Source organism: Planctomycetota bacterium (genome assembly GCA_016125255.1).
Classification (GTDB): domain Bacteria; phylum Planctomycetota; class Phycisphaerae; order Phycisphaerales; family Zrk34; genus RI-421.
Genome location: WGMD01000009.1, coordinates 1 through 21,446, shown reverse-complemented (window position 1 = coordinate 21,446; position 21,446 = coordinate 1). Strand labels below are relative to the sequence as shown.

The 21,446-nt window shown below is 64.0% G+C and carries 18 protein-coding genes and 1 tRNA gene; 14 read left to right on the top strand and 5 right to left on the bottom strand.

Going from position 1 to position 21,446, the window contains the following annotated elements; translation table 11 throughout:
• Window positions 1-74 precede the first annotated feature (74 nt).
• The 5 genes from GC162_08770 to GC162_08750 all read left to right on the top strand — a co-directional run bounded on the left by GC162_08770 (window position 75) and on the right by GC162_08750 (window position 4,630).
• The gene (locus GC162_08770) at window positions 75-398 is read left to right on the top strand and encodes a hypothetical protein (protein ID MBI1368728.1); all 324 of its coding nucleotides are present in this window, start codon (window positions 75-77) and stop codon (window positions 396-398) included.
• A gap of 51 nt (window positions 399-449) precedes the next feature.
• On the top strand, window positions 450-1,004 hold the full coding sequence (locus GC162_08765) for a sigma-70 family RNA polymerase sigma factor (protein ID MBI1368727.1): 555 nt from the start codon (window positions 450-452) through the stop codon (window positions 1,002-1,004).
• On the top strand, window positions 1,001-2,545 hold the full coding sequence (locus tag GC162_08760) for a hypothetical protein (protein ID MBI1368726.1): 1,545 nt from the start codon (window positions 1,001-1,003) through the stop codon (window positions 2,543-2,545). The genes GC162_08765 and GC162_08760 overlap by 4 nt, the downstream gene beginning before the upstream one ends.
• Before the next feature lie 20 nt (window positions 2,546-2,565).
• Window positions 2,566-3,750, top strand: coding sequence for a hypothetical protein (locus GC162_08755; protein MBI1368725.1), 1,185 nt, complete (start codon window positions 2,566-2,568; stop codon window positions 3,748-3,750).
• Between the two features lie 118 nt (window positions 3,751-3,868).
• Window positions 3,869-4,630 carry a prepilin-type N-terminal cleavage/methylation domain-containing protein gene (locus GC162_08750; protein MBI1368724.1) on the top strand — a complete coding sequence of 254 codons (762 nt, stop codon included), beginning with the start codon at window positions 3,869-3,871 and terminating at the stop codon, window positions 4,628-4,630.
• Between the two features lie 139 nt (window positions 4,631-4,769).
• On the opposite strand, the gene GC162_08745 is transcribed toward GC162_08750, so the two are convergent.
• The gene (locus tag GC162_08745) at window positions 4,770-6,113 is read right to left on the bottom strand and encodes a sulfatase-like hydrolase/transferase (GenBank protein ID MBI1368723.1); all 1,344 of its coding nucleotides are present in this window, start codon (window positions 6,111-6,113) and stop codon (window positions 4,770-4,772) included.
• A 166-nt stretch (window positions 6,114-6,279) separates the two neighbouring features.
• On the opposite strand from GC162_08745, the gene GC162_08740 reads away from it, so the two are divergent.
• From GC162_08740 to GC162_08730, 3 genes are read left to right on the top strand one after another with little or no spacing between them, the layout of a single operon-like run.
• Window positions 6,280-6,765 (top strand): sigma-70 family RNA polymerase sigma factor, encoded by a 486-nt coding sequence (locus tag GC162_08740; protein ID MBI1368722.1) that lies wholly within the window; start codon window positions 6,280-6,282, stop codon window positions 6,763-6,765.
• On the top strand, window positions 6,762-7,268 hold the full coding sequence (locus GC162_08735; GenBank protein ID MBI1368721.1) for a hypothetical protein: 507 nt from the start codon (window positions 6,762-6,764) through the stop codon (window positions 7,266-7,268). The genes GC162_08740 and GC162_08735 overlap by 4 nt, the downstream gene beginning before the upstream one ends.
• A 28-nt stretch (window positions 7,269-7,296) precedes the next feature.
• Window positions 7,297-8,532, top strand: coding sequence for a PDZ domain-containing protein (locus GC162_08730; GenBank protein MBI1368720.1), 1,236 nt, complete (start codon window positions 7,297-7,299; stop codon window positions 8,530-8,532).
• A 6-nt stretch (window positions 8,533-8,538) separates the two neighbouring features.
• Here the strand turns inward: GC162_08730 and GC162_08725 are convergent, their stop codons facing one another.
• The 4 genes from GC162_08725 to GC162_08710 all read right to left on the bottom strand — a co-directional run bounded on the left by GC162_08725 (window position 8,539) and on the right by GC162_08710 (window position 15,747).
• Window positions 8,539-9,552: a dipeptide epimerase gene (locus GC162_08725; protein MBI1368719.1), complete on the bottom strand. Its 1,014-nt coding sequence runs from the start codon at window positions 9,550-9,552 to the stop codon at window positions 8,539-8,541.
• A 95-nt stretch (window positions 9,553-9,647) separates the two neighbouring features.
• A complete protein-coding gene (locus GC162_08720) occupies window positions 9,648-10,685 on the bottom strand; it encodes a DUF1611 domain-containing protein (protein MBI1368718.1) in 1,038 nt (345 codons plus the stop codon).
• Between the two features lie 239 nt (window positions 10,686-10,924).
• Window positions 10,925-12,232, bottom strand: a complete 1,308-nt coding sequence (locus GC162_08715; GenBank protein MBI1368717.1) for a DUF1501 domain-containing protein — start codon at window positions 12,230-12,232, stop codon at window positions 10,925-10,927.
• 14 nt (window positions 12,233-12,246) lie between these two features.
• Complete coding sequence (locus tag GC162_08710) at window positions 12,247-15,747, bottom strand: DUF1553 domain-containing protein (protein MBI1368716.1); 3,501 nt, start codon at window positions 15,745-15,747, stop codon at window positions 12,247-12,249.
• A gap of 168 nt (window positions 15,748-15,915) precedes the next feature.
• Between GC162_08710 and GC162_08705 the strand changes: the two genes are divergently transcribed.
• From GC162_08705 to GC162_08680, 6 genes are all read left to right on the top strand, one after another.
• Window positions 15,916-16,485 (top strand): sigma-70 family RNA polymerase sigma factor, encoded by a 570-nt coding sequence (locus GC162_08705; protein MBI1368715.1) that lies wholly within the window; start codon window positions 15,916-15,918, stop codon window positions 16,483-16,485.
• The gene (locus GC162_08700) at window positions 16,482-17,951 is read left to right on the top strand and encodes a hypothetical protein (protein MBI1368714.1); all 1,470 of its coding nucleotides are present in this window, start codon (window positions 16,482-16,484) and stop codon (window positions 17,949-17,951) included. The genes GC162_08705 and GC162_08700 overlap by 4 nt, the downstream gene beginning before the upstream one ends.
• A complete protein-coding gene (locus tag GC162_08695) occupies window positions 17,948-19,537 on the top strand; it encodes a hypothetical protein (GenBank protein ID MBI1368713.1) in 1,590 nt (529 codons plus the stop codon). Before GC162_08700 ends, GC162_08695 begins: the two co-directional genes overlap by 4 nt.
• Before the next feature lie 36 nt (window positions 19,538-19,573).
• Window positions 19,574-20,329, top strand: a complete 756-nt coding sequence (locus tag GC162_08690; GenBank protein ID MBI1368712.1) for a hypothetical protein — start codon at window positions 19,574-19,576, stop codon at window positions 20,327-20,329.
• Complete coding sequence (locus GC162_08685; protein ID MBI1368711.1) at window positions 20,326-21,162, top strand: DUF1559 domain-containing protein; 837 nt, start codon at window positions 20,326-20,328, stop codon at window positions 21,160-21,162. The genes GC162_08690 and GC162_08685 overlap by 4 nt, the downstream gene beginning before the upstream one ends.
• Window positions 21,163-21,274: 112 nt before the next feature.
• A tRNA-Pro gene (locus GC162_08680) sits at window positions 21,275-21,348 on the top strand.
• The last annotated feature ends 98 nt before the right edge of the window (window positions 21,349-21,446 follow it).

Genomic DNA, 21,446 nt, shown 5'->3' with positions numbered 1-21,446 from the left:
ATCCCTGATCCCCGACCCCTGATCCCCGACCCCCGATTCAACCCCCCGCCTTGATCTGTCCGATAAAGCCCTTCATGGGCCGTGATGTACAAACCTTGCTGAAGTTGCGCGTGCCGGTGATTGTGCGGCTCGGGCACCGCGATCTTTCGCTCTCCCGCGTGCTGGCCCTGATCCCCGGGGCGATCATTGAGTTGCCCCAGCTCGCCGACGAGCCGTTGGATCTGATGGTCAACAACAAGGTGGTCGGCAATGGCGTGGCGGTCAAAATCGGCGAAAACTTCGGCCTGAAAGTGACTTATATCGGCGACCCCGCCCAGCGTGTCGCCGCTCTGGGCGGGGGCCAACCTAAGCCCGACGAGAAGCCGGCCGAAACGCCGGAGCCCGCCGCCGCCACCTGACTCAACTTTTTTTGATGCTGACCCGCAAACTTCCGTGGTTTCCGCTATGTCATGGTGGAGCGCGGAACGTTCATGGATATCAAGCCCGACCGACACGACGCCTTCATGCGGCTCTTCATCGAGCATCAGCCGCGCATTTACGCCTATCTCCGCACACTCGTGTTCAACCGCACCGATGCGGAGGAACTGCTTCAGGAAGTCGCCTCGGTCCTCTGGCGCAAGTTCGACGCCTTCGAACCCGGCACGCACTTTGACCGCTGGGCCTATCGCATCGTCTTTCATCAGGTGCAGTACTACCGCCAGCAGCGGGCGCGCGATCGCATGTGCTTCAGCCCGGAGCTGATGGCGACGCTCGCCGACGAGACGCAGGAGAAGACGGACACCTTCGACGCCGAGCGGGCGGCCCTGCATGAGTGCATCGGCAAGCTGCCCGATCAGGATCGCGAACTGGTGCGTCAGCGTTACGAGCCGGCGGCGACGAATCGGAGTGTCGCGCATGCGGTCGGCCGCAGCGAGTCGGCGGTGAGCCGGGCGCTGTCGCGCATCTATGTCGCCCTGCTCGAATGCATCCGCCGCAAACTCGACGCGGGAGGGCAGCACGCATGAACAGCGAACTGCTGCGCTTGTGCACCGCCTGCGTCGAAGATCGCCTCACGCTCGAAGATGTCGCGACGCTCGAAGTCCTGCTGCGCGATGACCCGGACGCACGCGATCAGTACATCCGTTTCATGCGACTCAACGCCCTGCTGGAGCGCTACAACGACGACGACGCGTACCAGACGCTTCGCCCCAAGGCGGGCTCAGCGTCGGCGTGGGGGTCAGCGGAAGTCGCCCGTAGCAAACCCACGCCGACGCTGAGCCGCGCTTCGCGGCGAAGCGTCTGGTACGCCGCCGCGGCGCTGATCGCGCTCGCGGTCGCGGTCGCGCTGACGATCGCGTTCCGCCCCGCCGCGATCAAGACCGCGCCCGACGCGCTCGCGGCCGTGGCGCTTTTGTCGGATGTTTCGGACAACGCACAGTTCAGCGGAAGCTCCGCCGCCCCGTCGCTCGGATCGGACCTGATGCCCGGCATGCTCGCCCTCGAAGCCGGGCACGCGCAGGTGATGTTCCGCTCCGGCGCGGTCGTGGACCTGTCGGGGCCGTGCCAGTTCGAAATGACCGGCGAAAACCGGGGCTTTCTGCATGGCGGACAGCTCAGCGCGATTGTCCCCGCGCAGGCGCACGGGTTCACCATCGACGCCCCGCGCGGCGCTCGCGTCATCGACCTCGGCACCGAATTCGAAGCGTTCGTGGATCAGCAGCAGGTCATGGACGTCGCGGTGCTCGACGGGCACGTGGCGGTGACGGGCGATGGACAGACGCCGGCGATGCTCGCCGCGGGCGATTCGCGGCGGATCGAGCGCGGCGCGATCCGCACCACCGCCGACCTTTTGGATTATGCACGGTGGCGCGTGACGAGCCGCGAATTTCGACATGATCCCGCGCTGCTGGCGTACTACGCATTCAGTCCCGCCGCCGTGTCCGCGACGCGCATCGCCGACGAATCGGAGCATCATCAGTCGCTGGAGCGCCTCGGCGGCGTGATCGAGCCCGGCCGACTCGTTCATACCTCGGCCATCGCGCTCAACGGCGTCAATGACGCACTGATCGGCCGACTGCCGTCGCAGTCGGTGCATGCGATGACGCTGCTGATGTCCGTCCGCATTGACAAAGTCGGCCCGGACCTTGGCGCGCTGCTTCAGACCGACGGCTGGGGCACGACCGGCCTGCATGTGAATTTCGACGAGCGCGGCGTCGTCACCGTCGGCCTCGGCGCGGGCGGTCCCCTGCTGCAAAGCCGACCGGTCATTTTGCCCGATCATCTGGGCAAATGGATGCAGCTTGCCCTTATCGCCGACCCCGATCAGCGCACCGTCACGCTCTATCTCGACGGCGAAGCGATCGGATCGCTGACGAATGTCGCTTGGCGCACGCTCTCGCTCAACGCATTCGCCGTCGGCGGCTGGTACCGCCAGAGCGGCGGCCCGCTGTCGCGCCCGCTCAGCGGCGCGATCGATGAACTTGCCATTTTTGATCGGGCGCTGCCGACGCAGTCGCTCGCTGCGTGGTGGGCTGTGCCATCGACGCAGATTCCCGTTTCCGTTTAACCCGCCAAAGGAGAATTGCCATGAGTTTGAAGATGACCCCGCTTCGCTGGGCCGCCGTCGCCGCGGTCGCATTGCTGATCGCCTCCGCCGTGCGAGCCGACCTGATCACGCCGGTCGGCGTCGCCGGCAGTTCGTTCTACGGCTATGGTCAGCATCCGCTCAACATCATCAATGACGCGAGCGTGACCTCCGCCAGCACGAGTCTCGCCGTCGGGTCGAACTTCTGGCACGCCGGCGTCGGATACAATTCCGGCGGCGCCGCGCCCGTCGTCGCCAACCAGTCGCTCATCTTCACCCTGCCGGGCGTCTTTGATCTGACGCAGGCCGACATCTGGCAGATGAATCAGTCGGGGCTATTCGGCCGGGGCATCAAGAACTTCAACCTGCTCGTGTCCTCCGACGGCGTCAACTACACGACCATCGTCTCCAATGGCACGCTCGCGCAGGCCACCGGCGCCGTCACCGCGCAGACCGAAACCATCGCCGCCACCGGCGTCCGCTTCGTCAAGCTTCAGCCGCTCAATACTTGGAACGGGACGGCCAACGACTACGTCGGCCTCAACGAATTCCGCGTCGAAGGCACGCAGGTTTCCGCCGGCCCGCTTCGCACCGTCGCCGCCGCGTCCACCAGCGCCGGCCTCCCGGAACAGCCGTCGAGCATCGATCTTTTGCAGGGCAAAGTCGGCACGTCCTCGCTGGGGTTTCAGGCCGGCAACACCGCCATGCTCACCGACGGCATCGGCTCCAACAGTCTCTCGCATCGCGTCATCGGCACCGACACCTCCGCGACGACCGTCTGGCACATCACCTATGACGCCACGAGTCTGGGCCTCAACGTCGGGGACACCATGAAGCTCAACAAGATCAATGTCTTCGGCTACAACACCGACGGCCGGCGCATCCTCGACTTCGACGTCGAATACACGCTCGACGGCTCCAACTGGCAGTACCTGTTCATCGGCGCGGCCACGGGCAACATCAGCGCCGTGACGTTGGCGTCGCTCGCCAAGGCGGACCTGTCGTACATGGCCCAAGGCGTGCGCGGACTGCGATTCGATTTCCGCCCCGTCGACGCGACCCTGCGCAACAGTGCGCTGATCGAGATCGATGCGTTCGGCGTCGTGATCCCGACGCCGGCGGCGCTGCCGGCGGGGTTGGGGCCGCTCACGCTGGTCATGGCGCGGCGAAAGAGCGGACGACGGTAAAAAGCATCGCGCGCCTGCGGGAACTCTGGCGGGTTCAAGCTCGAACGTTTCGAGCAGGCGGCGCGCGATGAAATCAGCGTTCGATCGATGAGAGTCGATCGAATGCTTTGCAGGTCGGATGGTCGGGACGGGCCGCTCGTTGAGCGGCGGCAATGCGAGAGCACGTATGCGACGCAGATGCGCGTTTACCTTGATCGAGCTACTGGTGGTGATGACGATCATCGCGCTGCTGGTGGCGATGCTCCTGCCTTCGCTGAGCCGGTCGATGCAGACTGCGAAGGCCGCCGTGTGTATGGCGCGCCAGCGGCAGATCGCCGTCGCATGGCTGAGCTACGCCACCGATAACAACTCCCAGCTTGTCGGGTCGCACTGCAGCGTCAATAGCACATACGCATGGACCAATCCTCACAGCGGACATGTCCCCGAAACCGAGCAGGACCTCAAGGACGGCAAGCTCTGGACCTATCTCAACAACGTCGACATTTACCGTTGCCCGGTCGATCCGCGCGGATATCTGCGGAGCTATTCAATGAGCATGTACGTCGGCGGCATCGGCGGCTGGTACATCACGCCGGTGCAGTCGATGGGCAGCGTCATCGGCGCATCGCGACGCCTGCTCACGCTCGACGAAGCCGACCCGCGCGGCGCGAACCTCGGCGCGTGGGCCATCTATCCCGCCACCGATCCGACCCACAAGGAATACTGGATCGACTGGCCCGCGTCCTGGCACTTCGATGACTCGAACGTCATGAGCTTCTGCGACGGGCACGTCGAGTTTTATCGCTTCCAGAACCCCGCGACGACGAAGATCACCGGCTTTTACACCTACGCGCCCAACAACGTGGACCTCGATTATTTTCAGCAGATTTACGTGCCGTGAGGTCGCGGGGCGGAATGACCAATGTGCAAGCACCAATGACCAAGGTTGGAACGGCCTGCGGCCTTTCATTTTGACATTGGGCCTTTGAGCATTCCTTTGGTCATTGGGATTTGGTCATTGGTCATTTCTATCGACGGCCTCACGCCGCCCAGCGCGTGGGGCGCAGCGGCAATAGCGCGCCGGCGAGCTGATAGCGCAGCATATCGAGCAGGACCAGTTCGTCGGGGCGGCCGATGAGGTCGTTCTGCTGGCGCGGGTCCTTGACGATGTCAAAGAGCGAGCGCGGCTGATCGGTTTCGATGTCGAAGACGACGCGGTGCCGCTGCGTGGCCAGCAGCAGCCGCGTGCCGTATTCGCTGATGACGGACTCGCGGCCGACGGGGCGGTTGTGCATCGCCGGCAGAAGACATTGACCGCGCGAGCCATGCGGGGCGTCGACGGCGCCGATCATGCAGAGCGTGGCGGCGAGGTCGGTGGTGCTCATCAGTCCGTGCTGGGGCGGATCGGGGAATCGCTTGACGCCCTGCGGCGGCAAAAGCCACAGCGGCACTTCGACCGCGGGTCGAAGCATCGAGCGATGCCCCAACAGACCTCGTTCGCCCAGCAGCTTGCCGCGGTCGGACGTGATGGCGACCCATGTCCGCTCGCCGTGCCCGCAGCGGTCGAGCGTGTCGGCGAGCAGGCCCATCATGTTGTCGAACATGGCGACACGGCCGAGATAATGGTGACGGATCGTCGCCATCGTTTTCGTATCGAGTTGCTGCAACAGCGCCCGGGGATACGGACAATCGGCGTAGTCGTCGCTGGAGCGCTGATCGAGCGGGACGAATCCGCCGCCAAGTTTGTCGGGCTTGACCTTGGCGAGGTAAGCCGGGGGCGCGGGCAGGTCGTTGCCGGGGCCGGTGTAGGCGATGACGAGGATCCAGGGCTTATCCTGCGGGAGACTCTCGATGAGCATGAGGGACTGTTGTGTGATGAACCCGTCGACGTCGTCGCTGGGCGCGGTCAGGCCGAAGTTGTCGTAGGCGAAGGGCTTGGTGGAGAATCGCTGGTTGCGCTGCTTGGTGACGCGGTCGACGAGGCCGCGCGATTTGAGGTAACGCATGTAGGCGCACTGGCCTGACCACGGGGAGGCGATGTCATTGACGACGGCGGCCTCGTTGAGGTGGTCGGCGATGAGGGCGACGCGGCCGACGCCGGCGGTGTAGTAGCCGGCTTCGACGAATCGACCGAGCCAGCCGTGCAGCCGGCCCACCGTCGCCCCTTCGTCCAGTAACCCGTGCTGGCGGGGGTGAAGCCCGGTAAAAAGACTCACCAGCGAAGGCGTGGCGGCCGGCGAAGCGGCCATCAGGCCCAGCTTCAGCCCGTCGGCGGCGAAGGCGTCGAGATTCGGCGTCCGTACGGCCCACGTCCCCGTGCCGAACGCCACATCCTGGCGTAATCCGCCACCCACCACCAGCACAATGTTGCGATCTTTGCGCATAGAACGACCCGTCTAGCATTTTTCGGCGTTTGGACGCCGCCGCTTGACCGGAAAACCGGGCGGTCGGATCGGCGGGGCGGAGGTCGTCTTCCCGAAAATTCCTTGCGTAAAATGAGCCGGACTCAGCGTGTTCATTTCAGAAGCGCCACGCAGACAGGACCCGCGGATGGCCGGACTGGAACAGATTTACACCGAGCATCGCCAAGGCCTGTTCACGCTGGCGTTGACGATCACGCGTCGGCCGGAGCTCGCCGAGGACGCGGTGCATGAGGCGTTCGTTCGCCTCTGCCGTTCGACGAGCCAGCGGAGCGGGGATCCGGTGGCGTATGTGTTCGCCTCCGTGCGCAACGCCGCGATCGATCAGCTTCGCCGGCGCCCGAAGGACCGCAGTGAGTCATCGATCTTCGCCGCCCCGGTTTCGCCCGCGGCGACGCCGATGCATGAAGCGGCCGACGCGGAGCGGGATCGGCTGGTGCGCGAAGCGCTGGAGCAATTACCGGATGACCAACGACAGGTCATCGTCATGAAGCTCTACGGCAACCTGACCTTCGAACAGATCGCCGCGGCGCATCAGGAGCCGCTGTCGACGATCAGCAGCCGGTACCGCCGGGGATTGGACCGGCTGCGTGCAAGCGTGGAGAGTCTCGTATGAACTGCGACATCGAAAACCTGCTCAAGGCCCAGCCGCTCGTCAAGCCGTCCGCATCGCTCGATGAGCGTGTGTCGGCGACGGTGGCGAACAAGCCGCCGCTTCCAGGGGCGCCGCTGCGATGGCGTCCGCTATTGATCTTCGCCGCCGCGGGCACGGCCATGGCCGCGTCGATCGGTTTCGCCATGATGCTCAACACCGCCGGCGTTTCGACGCAGCCGATGACGCGCCCCGTCGCCGTCGCGCCCGTCACCGCGCCGGACCAGAACACGACGACCGCTTCGCAGGCCGACGAATTCGACGCTGACGAACCGATCCGCATCGACACGACCTACGAAACCGCCACGCCCGGCGACCTGGTCTACGTCGATGACAATGTGCCGATGATTCCCGTGGTGCACGAGAGCGTTCGCACCACGGCGTGGATTGACCCCGTTCACAACGTCCGCATGGAGATGACGATCCCCACGCAGACGGTCATCTTAACCGCCATGTCCGTCGATTAAGACGGGCCAACATCCGAAAGGACTCGACATGAATCGCTGGCTCAAACAAGCCGCCGTGGTGACGTTCGCACTCAGCACGTCGCTCGCCTTCGCCGCCCCGCCGCCGCCGCCGGAGGGCGGACCTCAGGACGGACCCCCGCCGCGCGACGGTCGTCCGCCGCGCGGACCCGAAGACGGACGCGGAGGCCCGGGCGGTCCCGGGCATGATCACGATGGCCCCCCGCGCCAGCGCGAGGTGACGTACCTGGGCATCGCCACCGGCCCGTTGCCCGCCCCGCTGGCGGCGCAGCTCAAGCTCCCCGAAGGCACCGGCCTGCTCGTCGAGTATGTCGAGGACGGCTCCCCCGCCGCCGCCGCCGGCATCGCCAGGTTCGACGTCCTTCAGAAGCTCGGCGATCAACTGCTCGTCAACCCCGAACAGCTTCGCACGCTCATCCAGTCGCACAAGGAAGGCCAGGACGTCAAGCTGACGATCATCCATGCCGGCGAGGCCAAGGATGTCAGCGCCAAGCTGGCCAAGAAGATGATCGAGGATCGTCCGCCGATGCAGATGTTCGGTCCCGGCGGCGGTCCGGAAGGGCGCGGGCCCGGCGGACAGGGCCCTGACGGCCGCGGGCGTGATGGACACGATGGTCATGACGGGCACGGCGCTCCTGGCGCGCCAGGCGGTCCGGGAATGGACCATCGCATGATGGGTCCGGGCATGATGCCCATGAACCCCGAGATGCGCAACAAGATGCTCGACGAAATGCGCGATCGGCTTCGTGAATCCGGCCTCAGCCGCGAGCAGGTCGACCGCATCATCGAACGCATGCAGAATCAGATGGGCAACATGCGCGGACCGGGCATGATGCGCGGCGGCGCCGACGGCGGACGCCCCGGCGACGACCACGCACGCCACGAACACGGCGGCCCCGGCGACTCCGTCATCGGCGTCCAGTCCATGTCGCTCAGCTACTCCGATGATGATCACACCCTGTCCATCACCGTCAACGACGGCAAGCGCTCGCTCGTCGCCAAGGACAAGGCCGGCAAGGTCCTCTTCGACGGCCCGATCAACACCGAAGAGGAACGAGCCAAGATTCCCGCCGAGGTCCGCGACAAGGTCAACCGACTCGAACGCCAGGCGCACATCAGCGTGCACGTCGACGGCGAAGGCGATCGCCATGAACATCCGCGCGACGGCCAGCGCCCCGATGGCCCGCCCGATCGCGAAGGCCCCCCGCCGCCCCCGCGCGGCGACGGCCCGCCACCGGCCCTCTGAGCCGACTCAGCAAACCAGTTCCCCTCCGCACCCGGGCGCATCGGTAAAAACGATGCGCCCTTTTTCCAGGCGCGTCCCCGTCGCAACGTCCTCCGCCAAAAGCGTCGCCCCATCCATGTCCGCATAGTCCAGGAGCGGAACAAGCTGCGCCGCCGCACTGATGCCGATCGTCGTCTCCGTCATGCATCCGACCATCGTTCGCAATCCCAACTCGCGTGCCCGCCGCAGCATCGCCAGCGCCGGCGTCAGCCCGCCGCTCTTGGTCAGCTTCACATTTACGCCCGCGAACCGCCCCGCGCATCGCTCCACATCCGCCATCGATAAACAGCTCTCGTCCGCAATGATCGGCAGCGCCGACGCCGCATGGACCTTCTCCATCGCGTCCCACTGGTCCGCCTTCATCGGCTGCTCGATGAACTCGACGTTCAATGCCGCCAGCGCCGCGGCGTTCTCAACCGTCTGCTCGGCGCTCCATGCGCAGTTCGCATCGACGCGCAACACCGCGTCCGTCGTCCCCCGCAGCTCGCGCACGATCCGCACATCGTCGTCCGTCCCCAGCTTGATCTTGTACACCGGCCAGCCCGCGTGATCGGCGAGTTTCCCCTTCATCGCCTCCAGCGTGTCGAGCCCGATGGTGTAATCGCTGACCAGCCCGCCCGGCGCCGCAAGCCCCCAAATTTCCCACAGCGGCTTGCCCATCGATTTGCCGTGCATATCCCACATCGCCTCATCCAGCGCGCACAGCGCGAACGGATGTCGCGACAACGGTTCGCGCAGCGCCTCATAAAAGTTCCGGGGATCGAGCGGGGCGCGTTCGACAATCTCCCGCACCGATTCGATCGCGGCGAGGGTCTTGTCGGGCGTCGCATTGAAGTAAAAATTGTCCGGCGCTTCGCCGTATCCGCGAAGTTCGCCGTCGGCCAGTTCGACAATCACGGTCTGCGCATGCGTCTTGGAATGATGCGCCGTGGTGAAGGCGTACTCAAGCGGCAGCGTGTAGGTGCGAAGGGTGAGCTTCATGATGAAAAGACCAAGCCGATTGGCCGCCGAGACGCTGAGAACGCCGAGAAATCCCTCATAGCATTTTTCCTCTGCGTCCTCTGCGTCTTGGCGGTTCACTTTCCCAATTGAGCTTTGAGCGACAACACCGCATCGACGAGCTCGCCGGGGCCGTGTCGAATCGGATCGCACACCGGCAGGCCAAAGCGATGCTTCATGCGATCGCGCTCCGCCGCTGCTTCGTCATCGGTGCATTTGCGGCTGTTCATGGCGATGGCGATCACCTTGCTCGGGTGCATCAGGTTCGCCATCCGCTCGTACGTCTCGATGATCAACTCCAGCGGCGGAATCTCGATGTGCGTCATGTTGTGCACGCGCGTGCGGCCGACTTCGTAGCACATGATCATCCCGTGCGGCATCGACCCGTGCAAAAGCCCCAGCGTGACCGACGAATACCGCGGCTGCACCAGACTGCCCTGCCCCTCGATGAGCATCACCTGATGGTGCTGGTTCGCCTTGACGAGCTTTTCCGCGGCGCCGTTGACGAAGTCGGCGACGACGCAGTCGATGGGGCAGCCGTCGCCTTCGACGAGGATGCCGGTCTGGCCGGTGGCGACGAACTTGGCGTCGACGCCGCGGCGGACGAGGTCGTTGGTGACCTCGACGCTCGTGATCATCTTGCCGCAACTGCAATCGTGTCCCACGGTGGCGATGCGCAGGCAGCGTTCGTCGATGCCCTGCCGGGTCGACACGTCGCGCTCCGAATTTTTGCGCACGTCGCGCAGCGTGGACCCGCTCCGTTTGGCCGCGGCGACGAACTCTACATCGTCGGACAGGAACTGGTGCAGCCCCGCTTCGATGTTCCACCCGCGCTCGATCGCCTTCATGATCGTCGTGCGCATCTGCGGCGGAAGCTTGCCGCCGCTGGTGGCGATGCCGATCAGCAGCGTGTTGGCGTCCGGGGCTTCATCGAGCGACGCGATCATCGGCAGGTCGCCCCCGACGCCGAGCACGTCGCCCGTCGTCCGCCCGGCGTTCGTCGAATCGAGCACCGCGACGACCTGCTCGCGGCGGTAACGGAGGATGCACACGGCCGTCTTCGCCCCAATCGGGTCCGACGCGCCTTCGGTGAGAATGACAAGCTTGCGAATCATGGGCGGCATTGTAGCGACAACCCATTAGCGCGTGGGAGGGGTCGGAACGTAGCCACGAAGGCGCGAAGACGCGAAGGAATGCAAACCGATCGACCTGAATTCAGATCATGGTCTTTGTCTTCCTTCACGTCTTCGCGCCTTCGTGGCCCATTCGTTTCCGCTCGATTCGGCAAGCGCATCACACAACCCGAACGACGAGCGTTCCGGTTGTGTGACCTTGGCGGGTTCAGGCCGAATTGTCAGCTAAAGAGCGGAGCGATGGGAGCGCCCATGTCCGTGATCGGCACGGGGCGATCGCCATCATACAGCGTTTTGGACGGCTTGATGCCCAAAGCGTTGAAAACCGTGGCGAAAACATCGGGGACGCCGACGGGGTCGGAGACGATTTCCTCGGCGAATTCGTTGGTCTGCCCGTAGGCGCCCATGTGATTGAGTCCGCCGCCGCCGAGGACGACGGTGAAGGATTTGCCGTGATGTCCGCGCCCGCCGCCGCCGTCGAAGTGGCCGGGCCGGCCGAACTCCCCGGCGACGACGATCAGCGTCTTGTCGAGCATCTTGCACCGCTCCAGGTCCGTCGTGAGCGTCGACAGCGCGGCGTCAAGCTGCTTGATGAGCACATGCTGATTGAGGATGCCCTTGTTGTGCACGTCCCAGCCGGTGCCGTTGACGAAGTTGAGGTTGTGCGAGACTTCGACGAAGCTCACGCCGGCCTGCACCAGGCGGCGCGCCAGAAGGCAGCGCTGGCCGAACTCCTCGCCGTAGGACTCGCGCAGCGACTTGGATTCCTCTTTGAGATTGAAGACGTCCATGAACTGCTGGCCGGAAAGACGGAAGGCCTTGTCGCTGGTGGCGCTGTAGGCGGCGACGGCTTTTTCGGGGCCGATGCGCTGCGTGTAACCGGCTTCGAGTTTTCCGAGCAGGGCCTGTCGGCGTGCGGCGCGGTCGTCGGGAATGTCATCGGGGCGCGTCAGGCCGACGGGGCCCGAGTCGGTGTCGATGAGGTACATGTAGCTGTGCTGAGCGCCGAGGAAACCGGGGCCGCGCGTCAGGTTCGGGTAACCGGCGACGACGTAGGACGGCACAGAGGCGGTGGCGTCGCCCTTGCAGGCGGCGACGATGGAGCCGATCGACGGATAGACGATCGCGCCGCTGGTGGGGCGGCCGGTGTGCATGCGATTCACCGCGGCGGCGTGCTCGTCGATGACTTCATGATGCACCGTGCGCACGGCGGTGAAACGGTCCATCAGATTCGCCGTCTTCGCCAGATGCTCGGTCACTTCGACGCCTTTGACGGCCGTGGCGATCTTCGGGTAGTACGAGCCGGCCTGCTTCTTTTCCGGATTGCCGAGCTGTTTGGGATCGAAGGTGTCGATCTGCGAGAATCCGCCGCCGAGCCAGATCATGATGCAGTGATCGGCCTTGCCCAGCGGGACCTTCGACTTGCTCGCCTCAGCGGCGCGGAGCAGCGACGGCGCCGCCAGCGCGGACGCCGAGGCGGCGGCGGAAGCGGCAAGGAAACGGCGGCGATTCAAATGTTGCGATGACATACGCACCTCGCAAGTCAGGGGATGAAGACGAACTCGGGATTGTTGAGCACGGCCCAGACGGCGTCCTCGGCCCGCATGCGCCAATCGGGCGAAAGCCGGGCGGTCGGGCGATCGCCTTCGCGGGCGATCTTCTCGACTTCGAGCTTGATTTCGTTGGCCTCGGGCGTCAGATGGTTGGACCATGACACCGCCAGCGCGCGATTCGGAAGCGGCCGCTCGCCGGTCGGCGGAGCGTCGACGAGGCGATGCTCGAACCCGTCGGCGATGAAAGGCACAAGCACATCGCGCTCCGTCTTCGTCGGCGGACGGGTCATGAGCCGTTCGTACACGCCGTCGATGAACGCCTCAGGCGTCGACGCGGTCAGGGCCAGTTGGGTCAGCGCATTGTCATCGCTCAAGCCGACGATGCGCCGGGTGACGACGCCGTTGGCGAGTATCGCCGGCTGCTGCACGGTCGGCGTGTCGTCGCGGCAATTGAGCGGGTTCTGCCGCGACTGCCTCCAGCCGAACGTCGAAAGAACGTCGACGACGCTCTGGGCATACGGCAGCGAAAGCGACGGGCGGTCGCGCTCATTGGAAAGCGAAGTGAACTCCCATGCGTAGCGCGGAGCGCCAAGGTTGGTCATCACCGATGCGGTCCGGCGATCCTCCGGGTCCATGGTGAGCATTTCGCTCTTGAAGCGTTTGCCCACGGCGGCGAACATCGAATCGACGATCTGCTCGGCGGTCATGCGCCGGTGCATGGGCGAAGCGAAGTAGTGCACATTATCCGAATTCGGCTCGCACTTGCCGGCGACGATCTGCCGCTGGTAGGTGTTGGAGTTGAAGATCAGCCGGGCGATGTGCTTGAGGTCGTAGTCATTGGTGACCAGCTCGCGGGCGAGGTAATCAAGCAGCTTCGGATGCGAGGGCTTGAGATCGGTCCAGTCCTCGACGCGCGACATGATGCCGAACCCGAGATAGCGGGCCCAGAGACGATTGACGATCACGCGGGCGAAACGCTGGTCCTGATACCAGGTGATGCGGGCGGCCAGATCCTCGCGGGAATCCTTCGGATCGCGCACGATGCCCTCCGGCAGCGGCGCATCGGCGGCGATGAGTTCGCCGAAGGGCCACTTGGGCTGCACGGTCGAGCCGGGCTTGAGGGTGACTTCGACGATGAGGCGTTTGATGGCTTCGGGGTCGAGCGGGATGGACGAAGTCAACGGCACTTTCTGTCCGCCCCGCTTGAGCATAGCGGCGACGGAGAAGGTGTCCTCCTGCACGACATCGCTGTAGGGCGAGTCATGGCAGCGGGCGCACTTCATCTCGATGGCCAGAAACGCCTGGCCGACGACGTGGGCCTTCGCCGCCATGGGCACGTCGTTCTGCGTCGCCATCTCGAAACCCTTGGGCCCGCCGAAGTATTCCGAGCCCTCCATCATGATCAGCTCGGTGGTGAAGCGGTCGATGGGCTTGTTGTCGATGAACGATTCACGGATGAAATAGCGAAAGGGCCCGGTGTTGTTGAGGGTCGCCTTGAGAATGGCGGGGTTCTCGGCGAGCACGTCCTGCCAGTAGGGAACCCAGTTGTCCGCCCATCGCCGATCAGCAAGCAGGCGATCGATCGCCTTGACCCGCCGCGTCTCGGGCGGGTCGGCGTAAAAACGCTTGATCTCGGCGGGCGTAGGGAACACGCCGACGGTGTCGATGTAAATGCGGCGGAGGAAGGTGTTGTCATCGCACAGCGGGGCTGGTTCGATGTTCTGCTCTTCGAGCTTGGCCTCGATGAAGCGATCGACATCGTTGAAAACGGCGCTGGTGCTCTTGACGGCGGGCACGTCGATGGGCGGCTCCTTGGCGACGGCGGCGCGCGTCAGGTCGTGGCGATGCTGCCAATAGGCCGCCTCGGCCTTGCCGACTTCGCGGCGGCGCTGGGCGTTAAGTTCGACCATGCGGTCCTGCTCATCGCGGGCATACGCCTCCCAGTCCGCATCGGTCATCTGAACATGCACTTCGTCCCGCGGGCTGACCAGGCAGAACATATCGTCACCCATGCGTGTGCTGACGGACAGTTCGCCGATCTCCGGGCGGTATTTTTTTCCGCCGAGGAAGGCGCGGACTTCGATCACATGGGGCTGGCCATCGGAGACGAACGTGTAGACTTTTTCCCCGTGACCGGCGGCGAGGACGCGCATGCCCGTGCCCAAAGCATCGGACATATCGGGCACTTTTTCATATCCGTCGCCGCTGCCGCGCGTGAAAGGCGTCTCGGCGACGACGTGGCCGTCGATGAGGAGGCGTGCGCCGTTGAGCGAGCGGAGCAGCAGGTCATGTTCACCGGCGGGCATGTGAATCGTCGCCGCGGCTCGGAGCATCTGCGTCGCGCTGCGGTCGATGATCAGGCCCTTGCTGTTGTACTTGCGCGTGATGAAGGGAAAGCCGAAGGCGTCGGATTCGTAGGCGTCGGTGACGCGGATTTTGGACGAGTCGAACTTCCATGTCAGATCGGAAAGGCCTTCGATAACCTGCACGTAAACATGATCAGAGGGCAGCGCGGGCAGCGACGGAAGGACGCCGGTGCTTGCGTCGGCGAGGCGCTGGCTGGGCGTGCGCTTGCCTTCGAAGGCGAAGCGGGCGGCGACCTGGTCGGCGGTCAGGGCCTTGCGGTAGATGGCCACTTCGTCGATCCCGCCGTCGAAGCTGCTGTTGGGGGACCCGCCCATGGACGAGCCGATCCAGACCTGATCGTTATCGATGACGGGCGGCTCGGTGCTGGGTCCGCCCATGTCCCAAAGTCCGGTGACCGGTTCGCCGTCGATGTAGCCGCGCAAGCCCGTCGGGTCGCCGAAGGGGTAGACGAGCACGAGATGATGCCAGCCGGTGGCGACGGGCACGCCCGTCTCGCTCGTCCAGCGGTGCCAGTCGCTGGACGGGTCGGCCTGATTGGTCACACGATCGTGATACACGAACGTCAGCAGCGCTTCGCCTTCGCGGTTGGTCAGGCGCATGGCCCAGTTCTGATTGTCCGGCGTGACGCCTTTGCGTCCGGTGCGGCCCTTGCCGACGATGTAGAGAATCTGCGAACCGCTGAAGCGCTGAAGATCGACCCATGCTTCGAGGGTGATCGTGTCGCCATTGTCGAAGTCGAACGGGCTCTTGTCGCCGGGGTCATCGATGACGATGCGGCTGCCCTGCCCGTCAAACAGGGCGGCCCGGTTCTGATCGTCAAAACGGGGGAACCCGTTGCCGGGCTGCGCGCCGCTGATGCCCAGCACGACGCCATCGACCGTCTGCCCGTCCCCACGGTCAGCCAGCAGCGTGTGCCGGTCGTTGAGTATGCGATTGGCCCCCTTGTCCTCCTCGAACCGATACCACGCCACGGGCCCGTCCGCCGCCACCAGATCGGCGTAATGTTGCGCCGCCGCGTCCTTTTCCTTGTCCCCCGCGATGGCTCCGCCGGCGATCAAACCGATCGCAGCGATGGCCAATGAGCATTGCAACAGATTTCGCCATAACACCTTACGATTTTGCATGTCTTGCACCTGATCCGGGTGGGAATCGTCGCGTGTCTATGACTCAATACCGCGCCTGCGTCGAATCTTACGCCGAATTTTCCATCGAATTTTTTTTCGTTTGCTGACAATTTGCCGTGAGATGCCTCGCGCGAGTGGTATTTAGAAATGGCGAACGTGCAGTAGAGCATGATAGGCGTCGTATCCGTTTGTTTGCGAGATGAGATCGCGTTGGAACAGGACACCTCCACAACCCGGATGGCGGCTCTGATTACCGAGCATCAGAGCATGTTGTACGCCTACATCATGACGCTGGTGGGCAATCCCGTCGTGGCGTCGGATGTGCTTCAGGAGACGAATCTGGTGCTCTGGCAGAAGGCCGAGCAGTTCACCGAAGGGACGAGCTTCATCGCCTGGGCCCGCAAGGCGGCTTACTTTCAGGTGCTCGCCTACGCCCGCGACCGCAAGCGCAGCATATTCATTTTCGACGACGAGCTTCTGGGCGAGATCGCTGAGGAGTCGGCCAAGAAACTGGCGGCGCATGACCGGCAGCGGAGTCTTTTGCATCGCTGCCTCAAGCGTCTTTCACCGCGCAATCGCGAATTGATTCAGCGCCGCTACAGCCCCGGCGGATCGGTCGCCAATCTCGCCCGCGAGTTCGGGCAGTCGGTCGGCGCGATCTCGCAGGCGCTGTACCGCTCGCGGCAGGCGCTGATCGACTGCACGCGTTCGATTGCGGAGCAGGAGGAAAACGCGTGATGCACGAGCATGAGGACAACCCGATGCCGCCGGATGCGATCAGTCTGATCAACGCCATCTGCGACGAGCGCGCGACCGATGAGGACCGTCAGCGCCTCGCCGAGATGCTGCACAACGACCCGGCGCTGCGCTCGCACTACATCGATACGCTGACGATGGACGCCATGCTTCGCTTCGAGCAGGCGGCGGAGCTTTCCTCGCCGATGCCCGGTGAGATTCGCCCCGCCAAACGACTCCGCCGCACGGAAATCGAAGCGGAGGCCCCGAGCCGATGGCGCCTTTCGGGCACGCAGATGTCCATCGCCGCGGCGCTGATCCTCGGTCTCGCAGCGGCGATCGGCATTTACAGTTCGATCGGCCGCGTCGATCCGATCGCGACGCCGGCGAAAACGGTGGCGATTCTGCTCACTTCGCAGGGCGCGATGTGGGACGTGCAGGACCCGCCGATGCCCGGGTCGGACATGCATGTCGGTCGTTACCGGCTCAACGACGGCATCGCGCAGGTGCATTTCCTCGATGGCACGGAAATGCGCGTCGAGGCCCCGGCGGTGTTCGATCTGCTGTCTGAAAGCCGGGCGGCCCTGCACAGCGGATCGATCGTCGCCCGCGTCGCACCGGGGCACACGGGCTTTCAGATTGATGCGCCGTCCGTGTCGGTCGTGGACCTGGGGACGGAATTCGGCGTGAGCGTCGGCGCCAACGGGCTCAGCCGCGTGTATGTGTTTGAAGGCGTGGTCGAAGCGCGCGTGCCCCAGCCGGCCGACGCCACCGCCCCGCCGCTGCGTGTGCGGCTGTCGCGCATGCAGGCCAAGGCCTTCGATCAAGCGACCGGCCTGATTCAGGACATCCCCTTCGACGCCGTGCCCTTCGCCGATGTCGTCTCCGCCACCGCCGCGTCGGGCGACCTGATCGATCTGACGACCGCCCCCAAGGATGCGATCAACTTCACCGGCAAGAAGCTCATCAACGTGCCCATGCAGGACGGACAGCACGGCTGGCCCACCGGCGCGGTCGTCATGCACAACGGCCGCACCCTCCAGCTTGCCGGCAACGCATGGAAAGCCATCCCCATCAAGTACAAGTTCACCCCCAACACGATGCTCGATTTCGAGTTCCGCTCCGACCGCGTCGGCGAACTCGTCGGCATCGGATTCTCCAACAAATCCGAACTGGACACGATTTCCCCGCCGGTGTTCCTCGTGCAGTTCCGCGAGCACATCAAGAATTTCATCGAGGAATACGCCAATTACGACGGCATCGACTGGCAGCATTATTCGATCCCCGTCGGCAAGCACATGACCGGCACGATGAACTTCATGATCTTCGTCGCCGACGACGACACGACCGGGCGATGCAGCGCGTACTACCGCGATGTGCGCCTGTACGAGGCCGATGAGAAGGCCGCCCCGAAGAGCAACGAAACCGAGAAGACCGCCACACCCCCCGCGAAGGAGAACGCAGAATGAAGATCCGCAGCAAGCAACAACGATGGGCCATCGCAGTTGTTTTCGCCCTCACTTCTCCCCTCGGCGCTTTGGCCGCTCAGACCACCGCGAATTTCGACACTGACTCTTTCCCGGACGCCGCCGGCGACGGGTGGGTCAATGCATGGGCCAAGTCCGGCGGGACCGCAACGATCGTCAACACCACTCCGCTCGACGGCGGCGACAATTACCTGAGTTTCGTCCCCAGCGGCATCGACGCCATCGTCTCCCGCGAGTACACCGACAATGGCGACGTCCTGACGACCGGCTCGCACACCATCGAGTGGGACTTCCGTCTGGATAAGGCCGACCTTTCGACCTTCACCGCCAACACCGATCGCGTCACCTTCTTCGGCCGCAATGGGCAGCAGCTCACCGCCGACACCAACAATACCGACAGTTGGATCATCATCGCCGCAGGCACCGCGTCCGGACTCGGAGCCGGCACCGCGCCCGTGACGCAGCAGTTCGGCATCTACGACCGCGGACCCAGCGATGACTTCAGTTCGTCCAACGTCCTGAGCTCCGGCATCCCCCTTATCGCCGGCGACGTCTATCACATGGCCGTCACGCTCCACCCCACCGAAAAAACCTACTCCGTCGTCATCACCGATGTGAACACCGGGCAAAAATTCGGCTCGTCTTTCAATCACGAGTTCCGCAATCAGTCGAGCCCCGGCTCGCAGTTCACCGACATCCAACTCGGCACCAAGGGCAGTGCCAGCGGTGAAAACCCCTTCTCGCTCGACGCGCTGAGCATCACCAAGGCCCCCGCCATCAAAGCCGACTTCTACTCGTCCGACGAAACCTTCGATCAGGACAGCGACGGCTTCGCCACCGCGGGCTCCGGCGATGGATGGAACGCCGGCTGGGGCTACACTGGCGGCGGATCGGGCACGACGACGACCACCGCTCCGCTCTCGGGCACGAACGATCCGTACCTGAAGGTCACGCAGACCGGCACCGGCCTCGTCCGCCGGCAGATGACCAATTATGACGATGTCGATCTGTCCAAACAGCACATGATCGAGTGGACCTGGCGCTACGACGGCACGCAGGCCGACGTCGATGCCATGAATAATTTCAACAACCGCATCAACTTCTTCGGCGACGACTCGCTCGAAGGCAGCACCAGCGCCTCCAACAGTTGGCTCATCGGCGTCGTCGGCGCCGACAGCGGCGGCAATGATGTCTTCGAGAAGGACTGGTACTTCTTCGACAACAACGGCTCCACCGCCTTCAACAAAACCAACATGGTCGATGTCGGCTTCGGCCTCACCGCCGGCGCGACCTACTCCTTCAAGGTCATCCTCAACCCCAACACCGGAACCTACTCCGCCTACATCTCCGACGGCGTCAACTCCTTCTGGGCGGACAATCTGACCTACCGCAACGGGCTGACCAACTTCATCTCCAACGAACTGCACTTCGGCATCAACGCCAATACCGGCTCCGACGTAACAAGCTTCTCGCTCGATTCCGTGCACATCACGGCCCTCCCCGCCCCCGCCGCACTGCCGGCCGGGCTCGCATTGATGGGCATGCTCGTCGGTCGGCGTCGTCGCTGAAAAGGATGAAAACTTCTACTTCGGAGACCGGGTTTTATGATTCGCATTCACGCAATTGTCCTGATCATCGCTCTGAACCTCGGCGCCGCCGCGGCGCAAGCCAGTCTGATTCAAAACGGCGATTTTGAAAGCAGCCCGAATCTGACGAACTGGACGGTGGAACCCAATTCCGGCGCGATCACGACGACGTCCGTCATCTCCGGCGCCAAGTCATTGATCATCAACGACACCAACGCCGGCGCAGGCGTCTCGCAGAGCTTCACCGGACAGGCCGAGGTCGTCATCAAGGCCGACTTCGCCGTCTTCGCCTCGACGGTCGAAGGCGCTCGCACATTCAACATGACCCTCCGTGCCCCCGACAACACGCTCCGCATGAACTTACGGGTCGTGCTCGACAACGGCAATCAGGCGCTTCAGGCCTACAACGGCTCCGCCTTCGTGAACCTCGGGTCGCTCACCGCCAACACGACCGTCGATGTCGGCGATGACCACCTCTGGTCCGCCGCCGAGTCCATCGTCATCAACACGCTTGTGGTCCATGCCCACATGGCCCCCAGCGGCTCCAACTACGACGTGACGCTCAACAATCAGACCGTGACGGGGCTCTCGCTGTTTCAGTTCAACCCCACAACAACCAATTTCAAAATCGGCAACGTCCGCTTCCAGAACTTCAGCACGACCGACTCGCCGTACCTGGTGGACAACGTCTCCGTTAACGTCATTCCCACGCCCGCCGCTCTGCCGGCCGGTCTGGCGATGATGGGCCTTTTGACGATGCGCCGACGCAAATGAAAAAGAAACACACATTCCGCGATTCGCATTTAGCGGCGGGGCTTGCCCCGCGCGGCTCGATGCACCCGACGCGCGAGGCAAGCCCCGACGCTAAATGGATCATTCGTGACGCACATGCCTTTACCTTGATCGAACTGCTAGTTGTCGTGAGCATCATCACGCTGCTCATCGCGATTCTCCTCCCTTCGCTCACCAAGGCGCGCGACACCGCCCGCATCGTCCACTGCGGCGCGAACCTCCACCAGATCGGCATCGGCGTCACCACCTACAGCGTCGAATACAAGGGCTACATCCCCCCCTACAACGGCGGCGGAGCCAACCCGTTCGTGACCTATTGGATGTGGGACACATCAACCCCCACCAAGCGCAATCCCGTCAACCTCGGCCATCTGTTCCGCTACTCCAAGGACCCGGGCATGTACTTCGACGTCTCGCTCGACCCCAAGCGCGACAGTCTCGCCTTCAACGGGCCGGACAATCCGTGGAACGACGGCCAGGGAGACTCCATCGCGCGCCTCCGCTCGTCCTACCCCGCACGATCCCTTCAATTCAAGTACGGCACCGGCACGCATTACTGGCGCATGGACGAATTCAGCCACAACGTCATCTACAGCGACTTCGTCGGTGTGGACAACTGGAACGGCGGCGGCATCATCCTCGGCACCATCAACAAGCCCCACCGCGGCCTGGGCTACAACCGCCTCTTCGCCGAAGGAGCCGTCCGCTGGATCAGCAGCCAGGACGTCGACCGCTATCGCCCCGTGACCAATGTCCAGCCCGCCGTCGCCGCGCAGTACAACTATTACGAGCAGTGCCTGGACCTCGTGCCGTAACAACACCCGCCCGCCCCAGTTGTCGGCCCGTCACGGACGGGCTATCATGCTTCCCCCACCGCCCGCCGCCCCTCGGCCGGGCCGTCTCGACATCTTCGATAAACGCCAAAAACGGGGCGTAGCGCAGCTTGGTAGCGCGTTTGACTGGGGGTCAAAAGGTCGTGGGTTCAAATCCCGCCGCCCCGATTCGGTTTTTAGAGCAGAAACGCCGACACAACCTCGAGTTATGTCGGCGTTTTTGATTTTGCTTGTGCAAGTATGTGCCGGCTTGTGCAGCATTGTGT

Bases quoted from the DNA above. Each gene is read 5' to 3' on its own strand.
- GC162_08770 (MBI1368728.1), top strand. From the start codon at position 75: ATGGGCCGTGATGTACAAACCTTGCTGAAGTTGCGCGTGCCGGTGATT.
- GC162_08765 (MBI1368727.1), top strand. From the start codon at position 450: ATGGTGGAGCGCGGAACGTTCATGGATATCAAGCCCGACCGACACGAC.
- GC162_08760 (MBI1368726.1), top strand. From the start codon at position 1,001: ATGAACAGCGAACTGCTGCGCTTGTGCACCGCCTGCGTCGAAGATCGC.
- GC162_08755 (MBI1368725.1), top strand. From the start codon at position 2,566: ATGAGTTTGAAGATGACCCCGCTTCGCTGGGCCGCCGTCGCCGCGGTC.
- GC162_08750 (MBI1368724.1), top strand. From the start codon at position 3,869: ATGGTCGGGACGGGCCGCTCGTTGAGCGGCGGCAATGCGAGAGCACGT.
- GC162_08745 (MBI1368723.1), bottom strand. From the start codon at position 6,113: ATGCGCAAAGATCGCAACATTGTGCTGGTGGTGGGTGGCGGATTACGC.
- GC162_08740 (MBI1368722.1), top strand. From the start codon at position 6,280: ATGGCCGGACTGGAACAGATTTACACCGAGCATCGCCAAGGCCTGTTC.
- GC162_08735 (MBI1368721.1), top strand. From the start codon at position 6,762: ATGAACTGCGACATCGAAAACCTGCTCAAGGCCCAGCCGCTCGTCAAG.
- GC162_08730 (MBI1368720.1), top strand. From the start codon at position 7,297: ATGAATCGCTGGCTCAAACAAGCCGCCGTGGTGACGTTCGCACTCAGC.
- GC162_08725 (MBI1368719.1), bottom strand. From the start codon at position 9,552: ATGAAGCTCACCCTTCGCACCTACACGCTGCCGCTTGAGTACGCCTTC.
- GC162_08720 (MBI1368718.1), bottom strand. From the start codon at position 10,685: ATGATTCGCAAGCTTGTCATTCTCACCGAAGGCGCGTCGGACCCGATT.
- GC162_08715 (MBI1368717.1), bottom strand. From the start codon at position 12,232: ATGTCATCGCAACATTTGAATCGCCGCCGTTTCCTTGCCGCTTCCGCC.
- GC162_08710 (MBI1368716.1), bottom strand. From the start codon at position 15,747: ATGCAAAATCGTAAGGTGTTATGGCGAAATCTGTTGCAATGCTCATTG.
- GC162_08705 (MBI1368715.1), top strand. From the start codon at position 15,916: ATGATAGGCGTCGTATCCGTTTGTTTGCGAGATGAGATCGCGTTGGAA.
- GC162_08695 (MBI1368713.1), top strand. From the start codon at position 17,948: ATGAAGATCCGCAGCAAGCAACAACGATGGGCCATCGCAGTTGTTTTC.
- GC162_08690 (MBI1368712.1), top strand. From the start codon at position 19,574: ATGATTCGCATTCACGCAATTGTCCTGATCATCGCTCTGAACCTCGGC.
- GC162_08685 (MBI1368711.1), top strand. From the start codon at position 20,326: ATGAAAAAGAAACACACATTCCGCGATTCGCATTTAGCGGCGGGGCTT.